The sequence below is a fragment of the Streptomyces sp. NPDC014006 genome (assembly GCF_043088925.1).
In the GTDB taxonomy this organism is placed as follows: Bacteria; Actinomycetota; Actinomycetes; order Streptomycetales; family Streptomycetaceae; genus Streptomyces.
On sequence record NZ_JBICAJ010000009.1, the window covers coordinates 274,038 to 289,506 of the forward strand.

General features: G+C 74.1%; 11 protein-coding genes and 1 pseudogene. 5 read left to right on the top strand and 7 right to left on the bottom strand.

Translation table 11 applies throughout. The annotated features are described in order from the left end of the window. Window positions 1-207 precede the first annotated feature (207 nt). A pseudogene (locus tag ACF1GV_RS29275) lies at window positions 208-267 on the top strand (hypothetical protein); the annotation flags it as partial. 469 nt (window positions 268-736) lie between these two features. Here the strand turns inward: ACF1GV_RS29275 and ACF1GV_RS29280 are convergent. Beyond that, a complete protein-coding gene (locus ACF1GV_RS29280; RefSeq protein ID WP_391686233.1) occupies window positions 737-2,110 on the bottom strand; it encodes a hypothetical protein in 1,374 nt (457 codons plus the stop codon). 137 nt (window positions 2,111-2,247) lie between these two features. On the opposite strand from ACF1GV_RS29280, the gene ACF1GV_RS29285 reads away from it, so the two are divergent. Continuing rightward, the gene (locus ACF1GV_RS29285) at window positions 2,248-2,460 is read left to right on the top strand and encodes a hypothetical protein (protein ID WP_391686235.1); all 213 of its coding nucleotides are present in this window, start codon (window positions 2,248-2,250) and stop codon (window positions 2,458-2,460) included. A 346-nt stretch (window positions 2,461-2,806) separates the two neighbouring features. Here ACF1GV_RS29285 and ACF1GV_RS29290 read toward each other — a convergent pair whose 3' ends face one another. Then, window positions 2,807-3,655, bottom strand: a complete 849-nt coding sequence (locus ACF1GV_RS29290) for an MBL fold metallo-hydrolase (protein ID WP_391686237.1) — start codon at window positions 3,653-3,655, stop codon at window positions 2,807-2,809. A gap of 122 nt (window positions 3,656-3,777) precedes the next feature. Between ACF1GV_RS29290 and ACF1GV_RS29295 the strand changes: the two genes are divergently transcribed. Then, a complete protein-coding gene (locus tag ACF1GV_RS29295) occupies window positions 3,778-4,233 on the top strand; it encodes a MarR family winged helix-turn-helix transcriptional regulator (protein ID WP_391686239.1) in 456 nt (151 codons plus the stop codon). A gap of 6 nt (window positions 4,234-4,239) precedes the next feature. Here the strand turns inward: ACF1GV_RS29295 and ACF1GV_RS29300 are convergent, their stop codons facing one another. Further along, window positions 4,240-4,854, bottom strand: a complete 615-nt coding sequence (locus ACF1GV_RS29300) for a hypothetical protein (protein WP_391686241.1) — start codon at window positions 4,852-4,854, stop codon at window positions 4,240-4,242. A gap of 234 nt (window positions 4,855-5,088) precedes the next feature. On the opposite strand from ACF1GV_RS29300, the gene ACF1GV_RS29305 reads away from it, so the two are divergent. Continuing rightward, window positions 5,089-5,337, top strand: coding sequence for a hypothetical protein (locus tag ACF1GV_RS29305; RefSeq protein ID WP_391686243.1), 249 nt, complete (start codon window positions 5,089-5,091; stop codon window positions 5,335-5,337). Window positions 5,338-5,378: 41 nt separating this feature from the next. Here the strand turns inward: ACF1GV_RS29305 and ACF1GV_RS29310 are convergent, their stop codons facing one another. The 4 genes from ACF1GV_RS29310 to ACF1GV_RS29325 form a co-directional block, all read right to left on the bottom strand. Beyond that, window positions 5,379-6,344, bottom strand: a complete 966-nt coding sequence (locus ACF1GV_RS29310; RefSeq protein WP_391686245.1) for a DUF1152 domain-containing protein — start codon at window positions 6,342-6,344, stop codon at window positions 5,379-5,381. A gap of 259 nt (window positions 6,345-6,603) precedes the next feature. Continuing rightward, window positions 6,604-7,968, bottom strand: coding sequence for an FAD-dependent oxidoreductase (locus ACF1GV_RS29315; protein ID WP_391686247.1), 1,365 nt, complete (start codon window positions 7,966-7,968; stop codon window positions 6,604-6,606). Between the two features lie 134 nt (window positions 7,969-8,102). Further along, window positions 8,103-10,910, bottom strand: coding sequence for a SpoIIE family protein phosphatase (locus ACF1GV_RS29320; RefSeq protein WP_391686249.1), 2,808 nt, complete (start codon window positions 10,908-10,910; stop codon window positions 8,103-8,105). Window positions 10,911-11,044: 134 nt separating this feature from the next. After that, a complete protein-coding gene (locus ACF1GV_RS29325; RefSeq protein WP_391686251.1) occupies window positions 11,045-13,531 on the bottom strand; it encodes a SpoIIE family protein phosphatase in 2,487 nt (828 codons plus the stop codon). 328 nt (window positions 13,532-13,859) lie between these two features. On the opposite strand from ACF1GV_RS29325, the gene proP reads away from it, so the two are divergent. Beyond that, entirely contained in the window at window positions 13,860-15,368 is a 1,509-nt protein-coding gene (gene proP / locus ACF1GV_RS29330) for a glycine betaine/L-proline transporter ProP (protein WP_391686254.1), read from the top strand. The last annotated feature ends 101 nt before the right edge of the window (window positions 15,369-15,469 follow it).

Sequence of the window (15,469 nt, forward strand, 5' to 3'; positions counted from 1 at the left end):
GGACGGGAGCGTCGTACTGTCCTGTCCGCGTATCCCGACCGCGCCGGGCGACACCTGCCGATGTCCGGAAACCGGTGGCGGACCGCCGGGGTGCGCTCCCTGCGCTGACCGCATGACAGCCGAGCACCCAGGCGCCGTCACCCCGGTCACCGCTCTGCACGCCTCCTACGGGCCTTCGCCGCGCTCGTCGAAACGCTCGGCGACGACGAGTCCTGGCTGCCCACCGGTTGTACCGGATGGGCCGTGCGCGACCTCGTCTTCCACTGACTCTCCGACGCCCAGCGCGCGCTCGTCGCCCTGCACACGCCCGCCACCGCACCACCGGACCGGGACGCCGTGACCTACTGGCACGACTGGGCGCCGGATCCGGTCGGCGCCGCGCACGGACGGCGCTGGACACGGGTGAGCGCGGGCATGTTCCTCGACGTCGGCCCGCTGCGCGAGCTGAACCTGGAGACCGCGGCCGCCACCGTCAGCGCCGGTGCGGCGGCCGACCCGGCCCACGCCGTGGGCACCCAGGGCCACGTCCTGACCGCGGGCGACCTGCTCACCACGCTCGCCGTCGAGGCCACCGTGCACCACCTCGATCTCACCGTCTCCCTGCCGGGGGCCACGGGCCGGCGCCGGAGGGCCTCGCCGCGGTGCGGGCCACCCTGGACGGACTGCGGCCGGCCCGAGCCCTGGACTGGCGCGACGAGTACTACGCCCGTGCCGCGACGGGCCGCGTGCCCCTCACTCAGGACGAGCGGCGCACACCGGGCTCCTCCGCGGAACGGCTGCCGCTGCTGTCCTGAGCGGACTCGGCGACGGCGGCGGGTTCACCCGGCGGAGTGGCCTTGTCCGCGGTGGCGGGCTCCCGTGCAGAGGGGATTCCGTCCACGGAGAGTTCACCCGAAGAGCTGATCTCGCCGACGACGGACGGTTCACCCAAGGAGGTGGTCCCGACGGCGGCGGCCTCCTCGGCGGCGGCCGGTCCGGCCGGAGCGGCAGGCTCGCGGGGGGCCGTGGGGCGCAGGGAACGGCCGGAGATCTTCAGGCGTTCGAAGGTCCGGGTCAGCTGCTGGAGCGGACCGCCGACGGGCCGCGCCGGTGCCGGCTGGTCACCCACGGTCGCCGCGGCGGTCTCCCGGTAGGCGGCCAGCGCCTCGTGCGCGCGCTCCGCGGCCTCCCGGTACAGGTCACGGGAGCGCGTCATCGCCTCGAGCGCCTCGGCGTACATGGCGACCAGCGCGCGCTGGCGCTCCAGCTCCTCCTCGAGCGTGTACAGGTGCCACTCCTCCCGCAGCGCGCCCAGCTGTTCCGCGGCACCGTCCGGCAGCGGCCGCGCCAGGGCGGCGAACCGGGTCACCGCGTCGATCAGCTCCACCGGCTCCGAGCCGTCCAGGAACACGCTGCGCACCGAGAAGTCCGCGGCGCTCCAGCCGTCCGGAACCGGGGCGCCGGGAAGGACGGCGGCGCCTCCGCGCGGCACCTCGACCCCGGCGTCGCGCAGCGCGTAGTTCAGGGCGCGCAGCTGGTGCGGGGCGGCCCGGTGTTCCACGACGCGGTGGTGCAGGCCCGGCGGCAGGAAGCGGGTGAGCGGGCCACGGCCGCGTTCGTCGGGCGTCATCGCCTCGTGGACGACGACATGGACGCTCCAGCGGTCGCGCAGGGCCTCCTTCAGCACCCGCCGCAGCGCCTTGTCGTCCTCCGGCAGCGCGTTGACCTGGAGGAAACGCAGGCCCGTCGCGGACTCGTGCGCCCAGCCGCCGTCCGGCTCACCGGGCCAGAACACGCCCGCCGGCGACGGCCAGCGCAGGTCCCACGGCCGTTCGGCCTCCGCGACCAGCAGCCATTCCTGGCCGTGGCCGGCGCCCATGGCGACGGTCATCCGTGCCCGGACGGTCACCGCCTCGGGCACCTGCCAGCGCGCCTCGAAGACGCGCTGTCCGGCGGGAGATTCGTCCTCGGGCAGTTCCAGGAAGTCCTGGACGGCCCCGTCGTCCTTCAGCCGCTGCAGGTGTCTGCGCAGCACGCCGGCGGCTGCGGACCCCAGGAACCGGCCGCGGGCCGGCCACAGCGTCGGGGGTGTAGTGGAGGGATCGGGGCGGTCCGTGGGCGAGATCGGCATGGGTCCGTTCGTGAGGGCGGGGACGACGTGTACTGCCAGTATCGTCGCCGCGGCCCTCGTGGAGCACACGGGGGTGAGAGCGCGTACCGCGTGTCGGCCCGGCCGCCGGACCGCCGCGGTCACTCCTTGCGGTCGGGATGGGGTTCCAGGCTCGCGACGATGCCGGTCACGCCGGCTTCCTCGTCGGCTTCGTCCCGGCCCGGCCGGGCGTCGGCTCCACGGGTGTCCGGCTGCCCGCCGCCCGTGGTGCCGTAGCCGCCGGGTACTCCGGGGACGCTCTCGGCGTCGGCCTGTTCCCGGCTGATGTGCCGGGTGGCATGGACGCCGGCGCGCCGTTCGTCGTGGGGTAGTCGAAGGGGGGCGGGACGCGGCCCGCTGCTCGTCGGCGGTCTCCGCCGCCCGGGCGGCCTCACGCGGATCGGGTGTCTTGCGGTCGTTCATGCGGGCCGGGTACCCGGCGCGTACGGGGCGGCATGTCGCCGCGCGCGCTCTCGTCCGGGCATCGCGCACACGGGACGCACGCCGCGCGGACGGGACGCACGCCGCGCGCACGACGTGTGCGCCGTTCACCATGGCGGGCGGCGCGCACCCGTGGTTCCGGCCGGGCCCCGCCCAGCACAATCGTCCGGGCGGACAGGGCCCGTCCACCATCCGCATCGGGACGGGTCCTGTCCGTTTCGGCCGCACGGTGGACGGTCAGTCGTCCAGCGGCCGCCAGGCCGGACCGTCGCCGTCCGGTCGTACGGCTCCGAAGACGACGTCGGCGAAATGGACACCGAAGCCGATCGTGCCGGGCTCGGCGAGCTCGGTGACGAGCCGGCGCCGGTGGAAGGCGGCGCGCACAGGGTCGTAATCGACTGCGGAGGACCACTCGGGGTGGTCGATCTGGACCGGTGAGTGCAGGGCGTCACCGAAGGCGATCAGCCGGCGCCCGCCGCCGCTGATCACGTACTCGGCGTGCCCGGTGGTGTGCCCGGCGCTGACCCGCATGCGCACGCCGGGGAAGACCTCCTCGCCGTCGGCCGGCGTGCGCACCCCGCCCTTCGGCGTCAGGACCGAGCCGTGCGCAGCCCACTCCGGCGCGGACAGCAGGTGCTCGGCGTGGTCGAACGGGGGCCGGTCGGCGCCGGGTGCCGTATGCAGCGCCCAGCCGGTGTGGTCGGGGTGCAGATGGGTGAAGGCCACCGCCTCGATCTCCTCGGGCCGGCGGCCGAGCGTGGCGAGGCTGTCGAGGAGCGCGCCGCCGTGGATGGCGCCGCGCGGGGTGGCCGGGTCGGGCGGCAGGGACTGCGGTCCGAAACCGGTGTCGATCAGCAGCGCGCGGTCGCCGTGCTCGACGAGCAGGGCCCCGATGCTCGCCACGAGGTGGCCGGTGTCGTCCAGGTACCGGAGGTGTGCCGGCCACACCGCGTCCGGCAGCCAGCCGGGGGGCAGCAGCACCACCCCGTCCGGCACGTAGGACACGCGCAGCTCGCCCAGGTGCAGCGATCGTATCCCCGACGGCCGTCGCAGCCGTATGTCCGCATCGAGCTCCAACTCGCCCATGAGCCCTCCCTGTTCGTGCCGAACGCCGCGGCGGGCGCCGTCGGCCGCACCACCATAAACATCAAGCTAGAAACATTCAAATTTGAAAGGTAATGGCTTGATAGACTTGCTAGCATCGGCGCATGACCACGTCCCCCGAGAAGCGGCACCCGGCCCCGTCCTCCGAGCCGCAGGCCGTTGCCGAGCGCCGGCTGTGCGGACTGGTCAACGGCCTGGCCCAGCAGATCGCCGACCATGTGCGCGAACGCGCCGAGGCGCTCGGGCTCACCGCACCGCAGGCGACCGCGCTGCGGGAGATGACCGGGCCGATGACCATGCGCGAGCTCGCCGACCGCATGAGCTGCGAGCCGTCCAACGCCACCTTCGTGGTCGACCGGCTGGAGAAGCAGGGCCTCGTCGAGCGCCGCCCGCACCCGACCGATCGCCGGGCCCGGCACCTGGTGCTCACCGAGCAGGGCCACGCCCTGCAGGCCCGGCTCCTCGAACTGCTCGAACAGGACTCGCCGTTGGCCGGCCTGGGTCCGGATCAGCAGCGCACGTTGCAGGACTTGCTGGAGCAGGCCCTCATCCGTCCCTGACCGATTTCAGGAACCGCCGCTGCCCTCACGCTCCGGACGGTCCCGGCGCCGGCCGCGCCGACGGCGCTCCCGCGGCGTCGGTACCGCGTCGACCGGGGGTGCGCTGAAGCCGCCCGGCACGAACGGTGCCGCCGCCGGCCCGGAACCGGGCGCGGCCCGGTCCCCGGCCGGACGGTCCCCGGCGGCAGGGCGGTCCCCGGTGGTCGCCGGACGGGGTGCGGGCGGGGTCGGCCGGGCCGCGGCCCGGGCCACCACGCGCGCGTGGCTCATCAGCGGCGCGCACGTGGAGCACACCTCGCTCAGGGTCCACACCTGCCCCACCGCGGGATCGTGGCGCAGCACCAGGACCACGGTCCCTCCGCAGGAGACCCGGGTGCCCTCGTGCGGGCCGCATCCGTGATGGCGGCACCAGCAGGCGGCGTCGGCGCGCACGGCCGCGGCCCGGGCGTGCGCGAGGGCGTGCGCCTCGGCGAACCGGCGCAGCGCCGCGAGGTCGCGGGAGCGGGCCGGCATCACACACGACGAGGAGCAGGTGACCGAGGCGCTGCGGTCGCGGTGACCGACCACCCGGATCGTCCAGGAACGACCCGGGCGGCGCGCCGAGGGAGCGTCAGGAGTCATCAGAGCCAAGAGCGGTTGTCCTTCGTGGGAGCCGATCAGGCGGGCAGCCACCGAGGGAGATCCACCGATCCACCGGAAGTGGCCTCGCCCACAGCATGCCCACCCTCCGGCCGCGCCATCCGCCTCCCACGCGGGAGTCACCACCCGGCTCACTCCACCGCGTACACACGGATCACGATGTCCCCGTCCTCCTCATGGGCGAGACCCACGAATCATCGTCTGCGCGAGCCACCGGTGGGCGGGCGCGTCGGTGCGGAAGACGGGCTGTGGCGGAGCCGGCGCACCGCCGACGCGGGCGCGGCCCTCGCCCTCGCCGTGCTCGGCCTGCTGATCCTCGGACTGCGCGTCGCGGCCCTGTACCCCTGGCTCGACGTGCCGGTCCCCGGCGTGCTGCTCGCCGGACTCCTGGCCCAGACGGCCGCCGTCCTCCTGCTCACCGTGGCCCTGGCGGTGAGCGGCGGCCGGCACCTCACCGCCCGCTGAGCAGCGGGCGGGCTCGCATCTCTGCGCCGCCCGCAGAGCGGTCAGTGGGGGTACTGGCGGGGCTGCCGCAGGCGCGGTACCTGCTCCCTGAACTGCGCGATCCTGGTGCTGATCTGACGCATCAGCACCGTGTCCTCGAGACGGTCCAGGTAGAGGTTGCGGCGGGCCAGGGCCGGGGCGTCGACGCAGAAGTACAGCGCCATGAGGGGGTTGACGAACAGTTCGCTGTCCTTCGTGCGCGCGGTGAAGCGTACGTCGCCGAAGTCGCCGCGCACGGCCGCGGCGACGGATCCGTTGACGATGCTCGGATGGCCCGGCGTGCACGCCTGCGCATGGGCCACCGCGTCCAGGTAGAGAGCGCCCTCGGAGCTGTCGCGGGGCAGGGAGAACGCGCCGAGGCAGGCGCCCTCGCGGTCGAGCGCGGCGAGGTTCTCCAGCACGTGGACGTGGTTGACGCCGTGGTGGGCGTCCACGCCGAAGCCGAGGCAGGCCACGAGGCGTTCGGGAACCTCGTCCAGGCCGTTCACCGCGGCCAGGCTGGCCATGTCCTCCTCGGGCGTGCCCAGCCCGTGCTCGTCCCCACGCATCAGGATGTCGGTGCCGCCGTCCACCAGCACGATCGCGTCCACGCCGCCGAGGTGGCCGAGCAGCGCGCGATAGGCGTCCCGCAGCGGGGCGACGCCGGTGCGGGGGAAGGCGTACACGGTGGCGGGCAGGCCGTTCCGCTCCAGCCAGCGGGCGAGCGTGCGCTCGGGGAAGTAGTCGTCGTGGCCCGGGGTGTCGGGTCCGACGGCCGCGAGGTCCGGCTCGACCCAGGCCTGCGGCGGCAGCCCGTACAGATCGACGAAGGAGAGGCTCGCCAGGTGCACGTCCTTGCCGGCCGAGCGCAGAGCGAGAGCCAGCGGCAGCCCCGCGTACACGTCGAAGCCACCGCCGGCCCCGGCGACGACGACCCGCCGCGCCTCGCGCAACCGGGTGAACAGGGGAGGCTCATGAAGGGTGAACACGCCGGGACGCTAACAGCCGGGTGTTACGGAACCCAGCGGTTTACCGGGGCGCGGGAGCCGTCGCAGGTGCCGGTGGCCGCCCGGATCCCGGCCGCGGCACGGCGGCGCGGGGCGGGCGGCCGCCCGGGGTCCGCGGCCAGGCGCGGCGGGCCCGGTCACCGGCGCCGGTTCCGGTCCGCCGCGCTGTGGCGCGGACCGGCGAGTGCGTCACCAGCGGCGCGGACCGGCGAATGTGTCACCGGCCCACGCCGTGACCCCGTTACGCGCCGCTCGCCTTCAGCATCTCCTCGCGTTCCACGATCTTCACGCGCTCGCGGCCCTGCGGCTCGCCCAGCGCCTTCTCGGCCGCATCCAGGGCGTACCAGCCGTCCCAGGTCGTGAAGCGGACGCCGCGCTCGGCGAGGAAGGCGTCGACCGCCTCCGGGGCGGGCGAGGCCGGCGTCTGCAGACGGCCGTTCGCGTGGTCGTCCAGCAGGTTGGCCACCGTCTCGTTGGCGTCGCCCTTGGTGTGGCCGATGAGGCCGATCGGGCCGCGCCGGATCCAGCCGGTGACGTACACCGACTGCAGGTGGGTGCCGCCCTCCTCGACGACCCGGCCGCCCGCGTCGGGCACCGTGCCGCTGTCCAGGTCCCAGGGGAGCTTGGGGAGTTTGTCGGAGAGGTAGCCCACCGCGCGGTAGACCGCCGACACGTCCCAGTCGGTGAACTTGCCCGTACCGCGCACGTTCCCGGTGCCGTCCAGTTCCGTGCGCTCGGTGCGCAGGCCGGCCACCTTGCCGTCCTCGCCGAGGATCTCGGTGGGCGACTCGAAGAAGTGCAGGAACAGCTTGTGCGGGCGGTCACCGGTGTCGCGGATCGCCCAGTTCTCCAGGGTCTTGGCGACCATGTCGGCCTGCTTGTTGCCGCGCCGGGTGGCGATCGAGCCCTCGTCGTAGTCGATGTCCTCGGGGTCGACGATGACCTCGATGTTCGGGGAGTGGTCCAGCTCCCGCAGCTCCATCGGGCTGAACTTCGCCTGCGCCGGACCGCGGCGGCCGAAGACGTGGATCTCGACGGCCTTGTTGGCCTTCAGACCGTCGTAGACGTTCGCCGGTATCTCCGTGGGCAGCAGTTCGTCCGCCGTCTTGGCGAGGATGCGCGCCACGTCGAGGGCCACGTTGCCCACGCCGAGCACCGCGACCTTCTCGGCCTGAAGCGGCCAGGTGCGCGGCACGTCCGGGTGGCCGTCGTACCAGGAGACGAAGTCGGCGGCACCGTAGGAGCCGTCGAGGTCGATGCCCGGGATGGGCAGCGCGCGGTCGGCCGTGGCGCCGGTCGCGAAGATCACCCCGTCGTAGAACGCGCGCAGGTCGTCCAGGGAGATGTCGGTCGGGTAGTCGACGTTGCCGAAGAGACGGATCTGCGGCTTGTCCAGCACCTGGTGCAGGGCCGTGATGATGCCCTTGATCCGCGGGTGGTCGGGGGCGACGCCGTAGCGGATCAGTCCGAACGGCGCGGGCATGCGCTCGAAGATGTCGATGGACACGCCGGGCTCGGCGGCCACCTCGGACTTGAGGAGCGCGTCGGCGGCGTAGATCCCGGCGGGGCCGGAACCGACGATGGCGACCCGCAGGGGGCGAGACATGACGGGTTTCCCTTCGAGCGGCGAATGATCGACTCGACGGGAAGCCTAAACTGAGGCATGCCTAAGTCGGTACGCGGGTCCGCTCTATGACCTCATAAGCGGCTCTTATGGGAAGTCAAAGGTCCGCTTGATGGCTACGGCAGCGGCTGCTCCGCCCAGATGATCTTCCCGTGCTGGGTGTAGCGCGTCCCCCAGCGCTCCGTCAGCTGCGCCACCAGGAACAGACCGCGCCCGCCCTCGTCGGACAGCGCCGCGTAGCGCAGGTGCGGTGAGGTGTTGCTGCCGTCGAAGACCTCGCAGATGAGACTGCGGTCACGCAGCAGCCGCACCCGCACCGGGGCGCTGCCGTACCGGATCGCGTTGGTGACCAGCTCGCTGAGGATCAGCTCCGTGGTGAACTCCAGCTCCTCGAGGCCCCACTCCGCCAGCTGCCGGGTCACGAACGCACGGACGTCCTTGACCGCCGACGGCTCCATCGGCACCTCCCGCTCGGCGACCTGGTCGGGGCCGAGCGCCCGGGTGCGCGCGACGAGCAGCGCGATGTCGTCGGCCTGCCGGGCCGGCAGCAGCGCGTCCAGAACCGCCAGGCAGGTGTCCTCCGGCGAGGTTCCGGCCCCCGCCAGCGCGCCGCGCAGCAGCTCGAGACCGCTGTCGATGTCCCGCTCCCGGTCCTCCACCAGCCCGTCGGTGTACAGCACGAGCCGGCTGTCCTCCGCGAGGTCCAGCTCCACCGCCTCGAACGGCAGGCCGCCGAGCCCCAGCGGGGGACCGGCCGGTACCTCGGCGAACACCACGCTGCCGTCGGGGCCGACCACCGCCGGCGGCGGATGGCCGGCCCGCGCCATCGTGCAGCGCCGCGCCGCCGGGTCGTACACCGCGTACAGGCAGGTCGCGCCGGTGACCGGGGCGGCGGCGCCTTCCGTCGCCTCGTCCTGGTCGATCCGCGCCACCAGCTCGTCCAGCAGCGTCAGCAACTCGTCCGGGGCCAGGTCCAGCGAGGAGAAGTTGTGCACCGCGGTGCGCAGCCGGCCCATGGTCGCCGCCGCGTGCAGCCCGTGCCCGACCACGTCGCCCACGACCAGCGCCACCCGGGCACCCGACAGCGGCAGTACGTCGAACCAGTCGCCGCCCACCCCGGCCTGCGCCGGCAGATACCGGTAGGCGATGTCCAGCGCGTTCTGCGCGGGCAGACTGCGCGGCAGCAGGCTGCGCTGCAGCGTCACCGCGAGGCCGTGCTCGCGGGTGTAGCGGCGCGCGTTGTCGATGGCCACCGCCGCCCGCGTGACCAGCTCCTCCGCCAGCGCCACCTCCTCCTCGTCGAAGGGTTCGGGCCGCTCGGCCCGCCAGAAGCTCACCACGCCCAGCACCCGGCCACCCGCCCGCACCGGCACGGTGATCAGCGAGTGGATGCCGTACGCCATGACCCGCGCCGAACGATCCAGGTCCTGCGCCCGAAAGCCCGGCGCCTTCGCCAGGCTCGGCTCACTGACCGCCCTGCCCGTCACCAGACTCACCCCGTGCGGCGAGGAGTCCACGAACCGCAGCTGGCGGCCCAGGGGGAACAGCGGCGCGTCCCGGCGGACCCCGCTGACGGCCGTCCGGCGCAGCGCACCGCCCGGCGCCGGGTCCTCCCCGGACAGGACGGCGTCGAAGAGGTCCACGGTGACGAAGTCGGCGAACCGCGGCACGGCCAGCTCGGCCAGCTCCTTCGCCGTACCGGCCACGTCGAGGCTCGTGCCGATTCCCACTCCGGCGGCGTAGAGCAGGTCGAGGCGCTCGCGGGCCGCCTCGGCCCGGCCCAGCAGGGCCCGCAGCTCGGTCGAGTCGCGCAGGGTGGCCACACTGCCGGGCGGGCCGCCCTCCAGGTCGGTGGGCCGCTGGTTGATCACCAGCAGGGAATCGCCGACCAGGTGCACCTCGTCGGTGGCGACCCGGCCGGAGGCCAGCAGTTCGGCGGTGTCCGCGTCCAGGCCCAGGTCCAGCACATGCCGGCGTTCGGCGTCGGCGGGCAGGCCGAGCAGCCGGTGTGCCTCGTCGTTGGCGAGCAGCAGGTCGCCCTCGCCGCTGACGATGAGCACGCCCTCGCGCACCGAGTGCAGCACCGCGTCGTGATGCTCGTACATGCGGGTCATCTCGCGCGGGCCGAGGCCGTGGGTCTGGCGCAGCAGCCGCCGGCTCACCAGGGCCGTGCCGCCGGTGGCCAGCGCCAGCCCGGTGGCCGCTGCGGCCAGCACCAGCGGCAGCTGGCGGTCGACGGCGCCGCCCACGTGGGCGGTCGTGATGCCGGCCGACACCAGCCCGACCACCTTCCCGTCGGGCGCCGTCACCGGCACCACGGCCTGCACCAGACGGCCGATCGTCCCGTTGACCTCCTCCACCACGGTGCCCCCGGCCAGGGCGGGGGCGATGGTCCCGACGAACTTCTTGCCGATGCGGTCCGGCTTGGGGTGGGTGTAGCGGATGCCGTCGGTGTTCGTCACGACGATGAAGTCCACGTTCGCCGCCTTGCGGGCCGCCTCGGCGCGCGGCTGCAGCACCGCCGTGGGGTCGGGGGTGCTGAGCGCCTCCCGGGTGCCGGGCGCGTTCGCGAAGGTCTCGGCGACCGCGAGGGAGCGGGTGCGGGCTTCCTGCGTGGTGTCGGCTCGGGCCTGCAGCAGCAGCGCGACCACGGCGGCGACGACGAGCAGCAGCACGATGACGACATTGAGGACGAACACCTGCCCGGCCAGGCTGCGGCCGCCGAGCCTGGCGCGCAGCCCCGCCGCCGGCTCTCGGCGCGTGCGGCCGGGCCCGTTGCGCCGCGCGGCGGACGCGGGCACGGCGGCCTTCCGCCGCAGACGCTCACCGCCCGCGCGGGGCACGCCGTCATGGCCGTGCGGTTCACGCCGGCTGCCGGGAGGCCGGGGCGAGCGGGTCCCGGATCGACCCAGAAGTCGGACCATGTGCCCATGTCTACACTGCCGCGCCGCGTGAGGCGAGGGGCGTCACACCGTGGCAGCGGCCCGTCGGGTGAGCGGTGCGCGCTCGTGCGCCTCGTGCGCGACACGCTGGCCCAGGCGCCCAGGGGTTCGCGCCGTCACCCGCCCGCCGCACCCGCCGGCGTGAGCGCCGCCAGCAGGAGTGCGATGTCGTCCGGGCGGTCCGCGGCGTGCCGGGCCGTCGCGGTGAGACGGTCGGCGACGTCCGCCAGGGACCTGCAACCCCGGTCCGCGCCCGGCGCGCCTGCCCGGGACAGGGCGAGCCGCAGCGCCGTGATGCCGTCGTCGATGTCGAAACCGGGCCGCTCGACCAGCCCGTCCGTGTACAGCGCCAGCACCGCGCCCGGCGTCATACGCAGCTCGGACACGGGGTAGCGGGCCGCCGGGTCCACGCCGAGGACCACCCCGCCGGGCAGGTCCACGACCGTGGTGCGGCCGTCGGCCTCCCGCAGCAGCGGCGGCGGATGCCCGGCCCGCACCGCCCGCGCCAGGCCGCTGACCGGATCGAGCCGGACGTAGCAGCAGCTCGCGAACTGGCCCGGGTCGAGGTCGATGAGCAGCCGGTTGGTGCCGCCGAGCACCTCCTGAGGCGGCCGGTCGCTCAGCGCGAACGCCCGCACCGCACTGCGCAGCTGCCCCATCGTGGCCGCCGCCTGCACCCCGTGCCCCTGCACGTCCCCGATGACCAGCGCCAGCCCGTCCCCGGACGGCACCACGTCGTACCAGTCGCCGCCCACGTCCATCCCCTCCGTCCCCGGCAGATACCGCCCCGCGGTCGCCACCCGGGGGTGCTCGGGCAGACGGCGGGGCAGCAGCGCCTGCTGCAACCCGTGCGCGAGGGCGGCCTCGGTGTCGTACCGCTGGGCCTTCTCCATCACATGGGCGATCAGACCGGCGAGCGCGGTCAGGACGGTGCGCTCCTCGGAACTGAAGCTGCGCGGGCGGTCGAAGCCGAGGATGCAGGAGCCGACCGGGCGCCCGGAGGCGATCAACGGCAGGAAGGCGCGGGAGCCCTCGGTGGCGTCCAGCGGGATGCCCGGGTAGGCGGCCTCGAGCTGCTGCATGGATTCGAAGAACAGCGGACGGCCCGTGGTGAGCGTCTCGACACCGGGCAGCCGCGCGTCCAGCGCCACCCCCTCGAAGGGCGTGAGGAAGCCCTGCGGGAAACCGGTCTCCCAGGCCAGGTACAGATGCCGCTCCTGGAGCAGATAGATCGCCAGGCGGCGACCGCCGAACGCGGGCAGCAGCTCCTGCACGACCACCGCGGACACCTGGCGCGCCGTGACCGCCTCCGACAGCGCGATGGCCAGTGCGATCGGACGGTACTGGGGAGCGGCGGCGGCCGTGGCGGGGCGCGGTGCGTCGTCGGCGTCGATCGGCGGCGGGGACTCCGGCACCCGGTCGGCCGGGGCGAGGGTGCAGGTCAGGATGTGGGTGCCGGGGTGCACGGACACGGCGAGCCAGTCGCCCTCGTAGGACTGCCGGGGCTGCGCGGGCGGCCGCCTGACCTGGAAGTGCACCGGCTCGAGGGACAGCAGGGCTTGGCGCAGCTGGTCCTCGCAGCCGGGCTGGTCCAGCCACGGCACGGCCTCCCACAGCGGACGGCCGAGCAGCCCGTCGCGCTCCGTCCCCAGCAGCCGGGCGGCGCGCGGATTGGCGTAGCCGACCACGCCCAGCCGGTCCAGGCAGAACACCCCCTGCGGCAGCAGATCGGCCGCGCCGTCGGCCAGTGCGCCGGACCCCGGGTCGAGGACGACGCCGTCCACGCACCGCGTCAACCCGCCGTCCGCCGTCCGCGGCGCCCACAACAGCACCAGCCGCTGCGCGCCGTCCGCGCCGCGCACCGGCACCGGCAGGGGCGGGGGCCGGCCCTCGGCCGCCTCCCGCAGCAGGGCAGGCAGCTCCGGATCGACCGGCAGCAGCGCGTCGAGGGCGCCGGGCAGCCGGCCGGCCGGGGTCCCGAGCAGGGCCTGCGCCGGGCCGTCGGCGGTCAGGCGGTCGGCCACCGGATCCCACGACAGGCACCCGACGCGCCCGCCGGCCGGACCCGGCCCCTGCGGCCGCACGTCCAGCGGCGCCGCGTCCCAGGTGACGTGCGGGCCCGTGCCCGCCGGGCCGTCCAGCGCCAGGGCCAGCCGGCCGGCCAGCGCCTCCAGCGACTGGCGCTGCGGCACCAGCTCGGCGGCATCCGCCACGGCCGGGCCCAGCACCGCCAGCACCCCCAGCACCCGGGCGTCCCGGGCGATCGGCACGCACAGCGAACCGAACGGGAACGGCAGCCCCGCCGCGAACTGCGGATAGCGGCGCATCGTCTCCGCCGGGTTCGCCAGCGTCACCGGCACCCCGAGCCGATACGCGTCGGTCGCCGGGAACGGCCACTCCACCTGCAACCGCCACCACGGCCGGAACAGCGCCCCGGGCAGCCCGCACAGCACGGCCAGCCGCAGCAGCCCGGGGACGGACGAGCGCAGGTACACGGCCGCGACCCGGCCGTCGGCCGCACGCATCGCCTGCGTCACGGCGTCGGTCAGCAGCGCGGCCGACCATCCCGGTGGCCGCTGTCCGTCCCCGGCGCTCCCACTCATGGCCCTACCTCGTCGGTGCCGCCGTGTGGGCGACACAGCAAGAAGACACAGCAAGAATGCGCCTCCCGGCGGGGGCGCCGCATCCGCGCGCAGCGGTTGCGCGGCCCCTCGGTACGGCGGGGGAGGCGGCGCGTCGTCCGCGGACCGGTGGAGTGACGAACATCCCTCTGCCGCCCCCACCCGGTTTGCGTCTGCCACGAGTGAGCAGGCGATCTTGCGGTTGTACCCGCCCAGAGGAGTCCAGGAGTCCAGGAGTCCGCAGGAATCCGGGGGTCCAGGTCCGCACAAGTCCCAGCGGCCCGCAGGAGTCCGCAGGAAAGGAGTCCCCATGGTGCCCGGCGTGTCCGACACCTTCGAGGAAGCCGCCGATCCGGAGGCCGAACGCCGACACCGCGCACTGTTCCGCGCGGCGAGGCGGCGCCGCAACCCGCCGCTGCGCCGCACCGACATCACGGTGACCGACGAGCAGGCCGTGCAGCGCGCGGTGAAGGCGGCCTCCCTCGGCAACGCCATGGAATGGTTCGACTTCGGCATCTACAGCTATCTCGCGGTCACCCTCGGGCATGTCTTCTTCCCGTCCGGGAACGACACGGTCCAGCTGCTGTCGTCGTTCGCCACCTTCGCGGTGTCCTTCCTCGTACGACCGCTCGGCGGCATGGTGTTCGGCCCGCTGGGCGACCGGATCGGGCGCAAGAAGGTGCTCGCCCTGACCATGATCATGATGGCGGTCGGCACCTTCGCGATCGGGCTGATCCCCTCCTACGCCCTGATCGGCTTCTGGGCGCCGGGCCTGCTGATCCTCTTCCGCCTGGTGCAGGGCTTCTCCACGGGCGGGGAGTACGGCGGCGCGTCCACCTTCATCGCCGAGTACGCGCCCGACCGGCGGCGCGGTTTCTTCGGCAGCTTCCTGGAGCTCGGCACCCTCGCCGGATACGTCGGCGCGGCCGGCCTGGTGACCGCGCTGACGGCGTGGCTCGGCGACACCGGCATGCAGGACTGGGGCTGGCGGGTGCCGTTCCTGGTCGCCGGCCCCATCGGGCTCGTCGGTCTCTATCTGCGGCTGCGGCTGGACGAGACGCCCGCCTTCCGCAAGCTGGAGGACGACGCCGTGCACCGGGCGTCAGAGGCGGCGTCCGGGGTGGAGACGAGCGCGCGCGGCGACCTGGCGAAGATCTTCCGGGAGCACTGGCGGACGCTGATCCTGTGCGTCTGCCTGGTCGGCGCGTACAACATCGCCGACTACATGCTGCTGTCGTACATGCCGACCTACCTGTCGGACGAGATGGGTTACTCCGAGGCGCACGGCCTGCTCGTCCTCATCGGCACCATGGTGGTGCTGATGCTGCTCATCAACCAGGTCGGCCGGCTGTCCGACCGGGTGGGCCGCAAGCCGCTGCTGATGGCCGGCATGCTCGGCTTCCTGCTGCTGTCCGTGCCCGCGTTCCTGCTGGTCGGCCAGGGCAGCCTGGGCGCGGTCTCGGCGGGCATGCTGATGCTCGGCCTGTCCCTGGTGTGCCTGCTCGGCACGATGTCCGCCGCGCTGCCCGCGCTGTTCCCCACCCAGGTGCGCTACGGCTCGCTGTCCATCGGCTACAACCTCTCCGCCTCCCTCTTCGGCGGGACGACCCCGCTCGTGATCACGGCCCTGATCTCGGCCACCGGCAGCGAGCTGATGCCCGCGTACTACGCCATGGCCGCCGCCCTCGTCGGCGTCGTCGCCGTGGCCTGCATGAAGGAAACGGCCCGCCGCCCCCTCGACGGCTCCCCACCGTCGGTCGAAACGGAGGAGGAGGCGGCCCGCCTGGTGGAGGAACAGGCACCGGCACCGCGCTTCTGACGGTCCGCCGGCTGCGTCGACCGAGGGCGGGGCCCTGATCAGGGGCCCCCGCCCTCAGCCGCGCCCAGGCCCCCAATCGCCCCATGTGCAGCCCGTGTCGG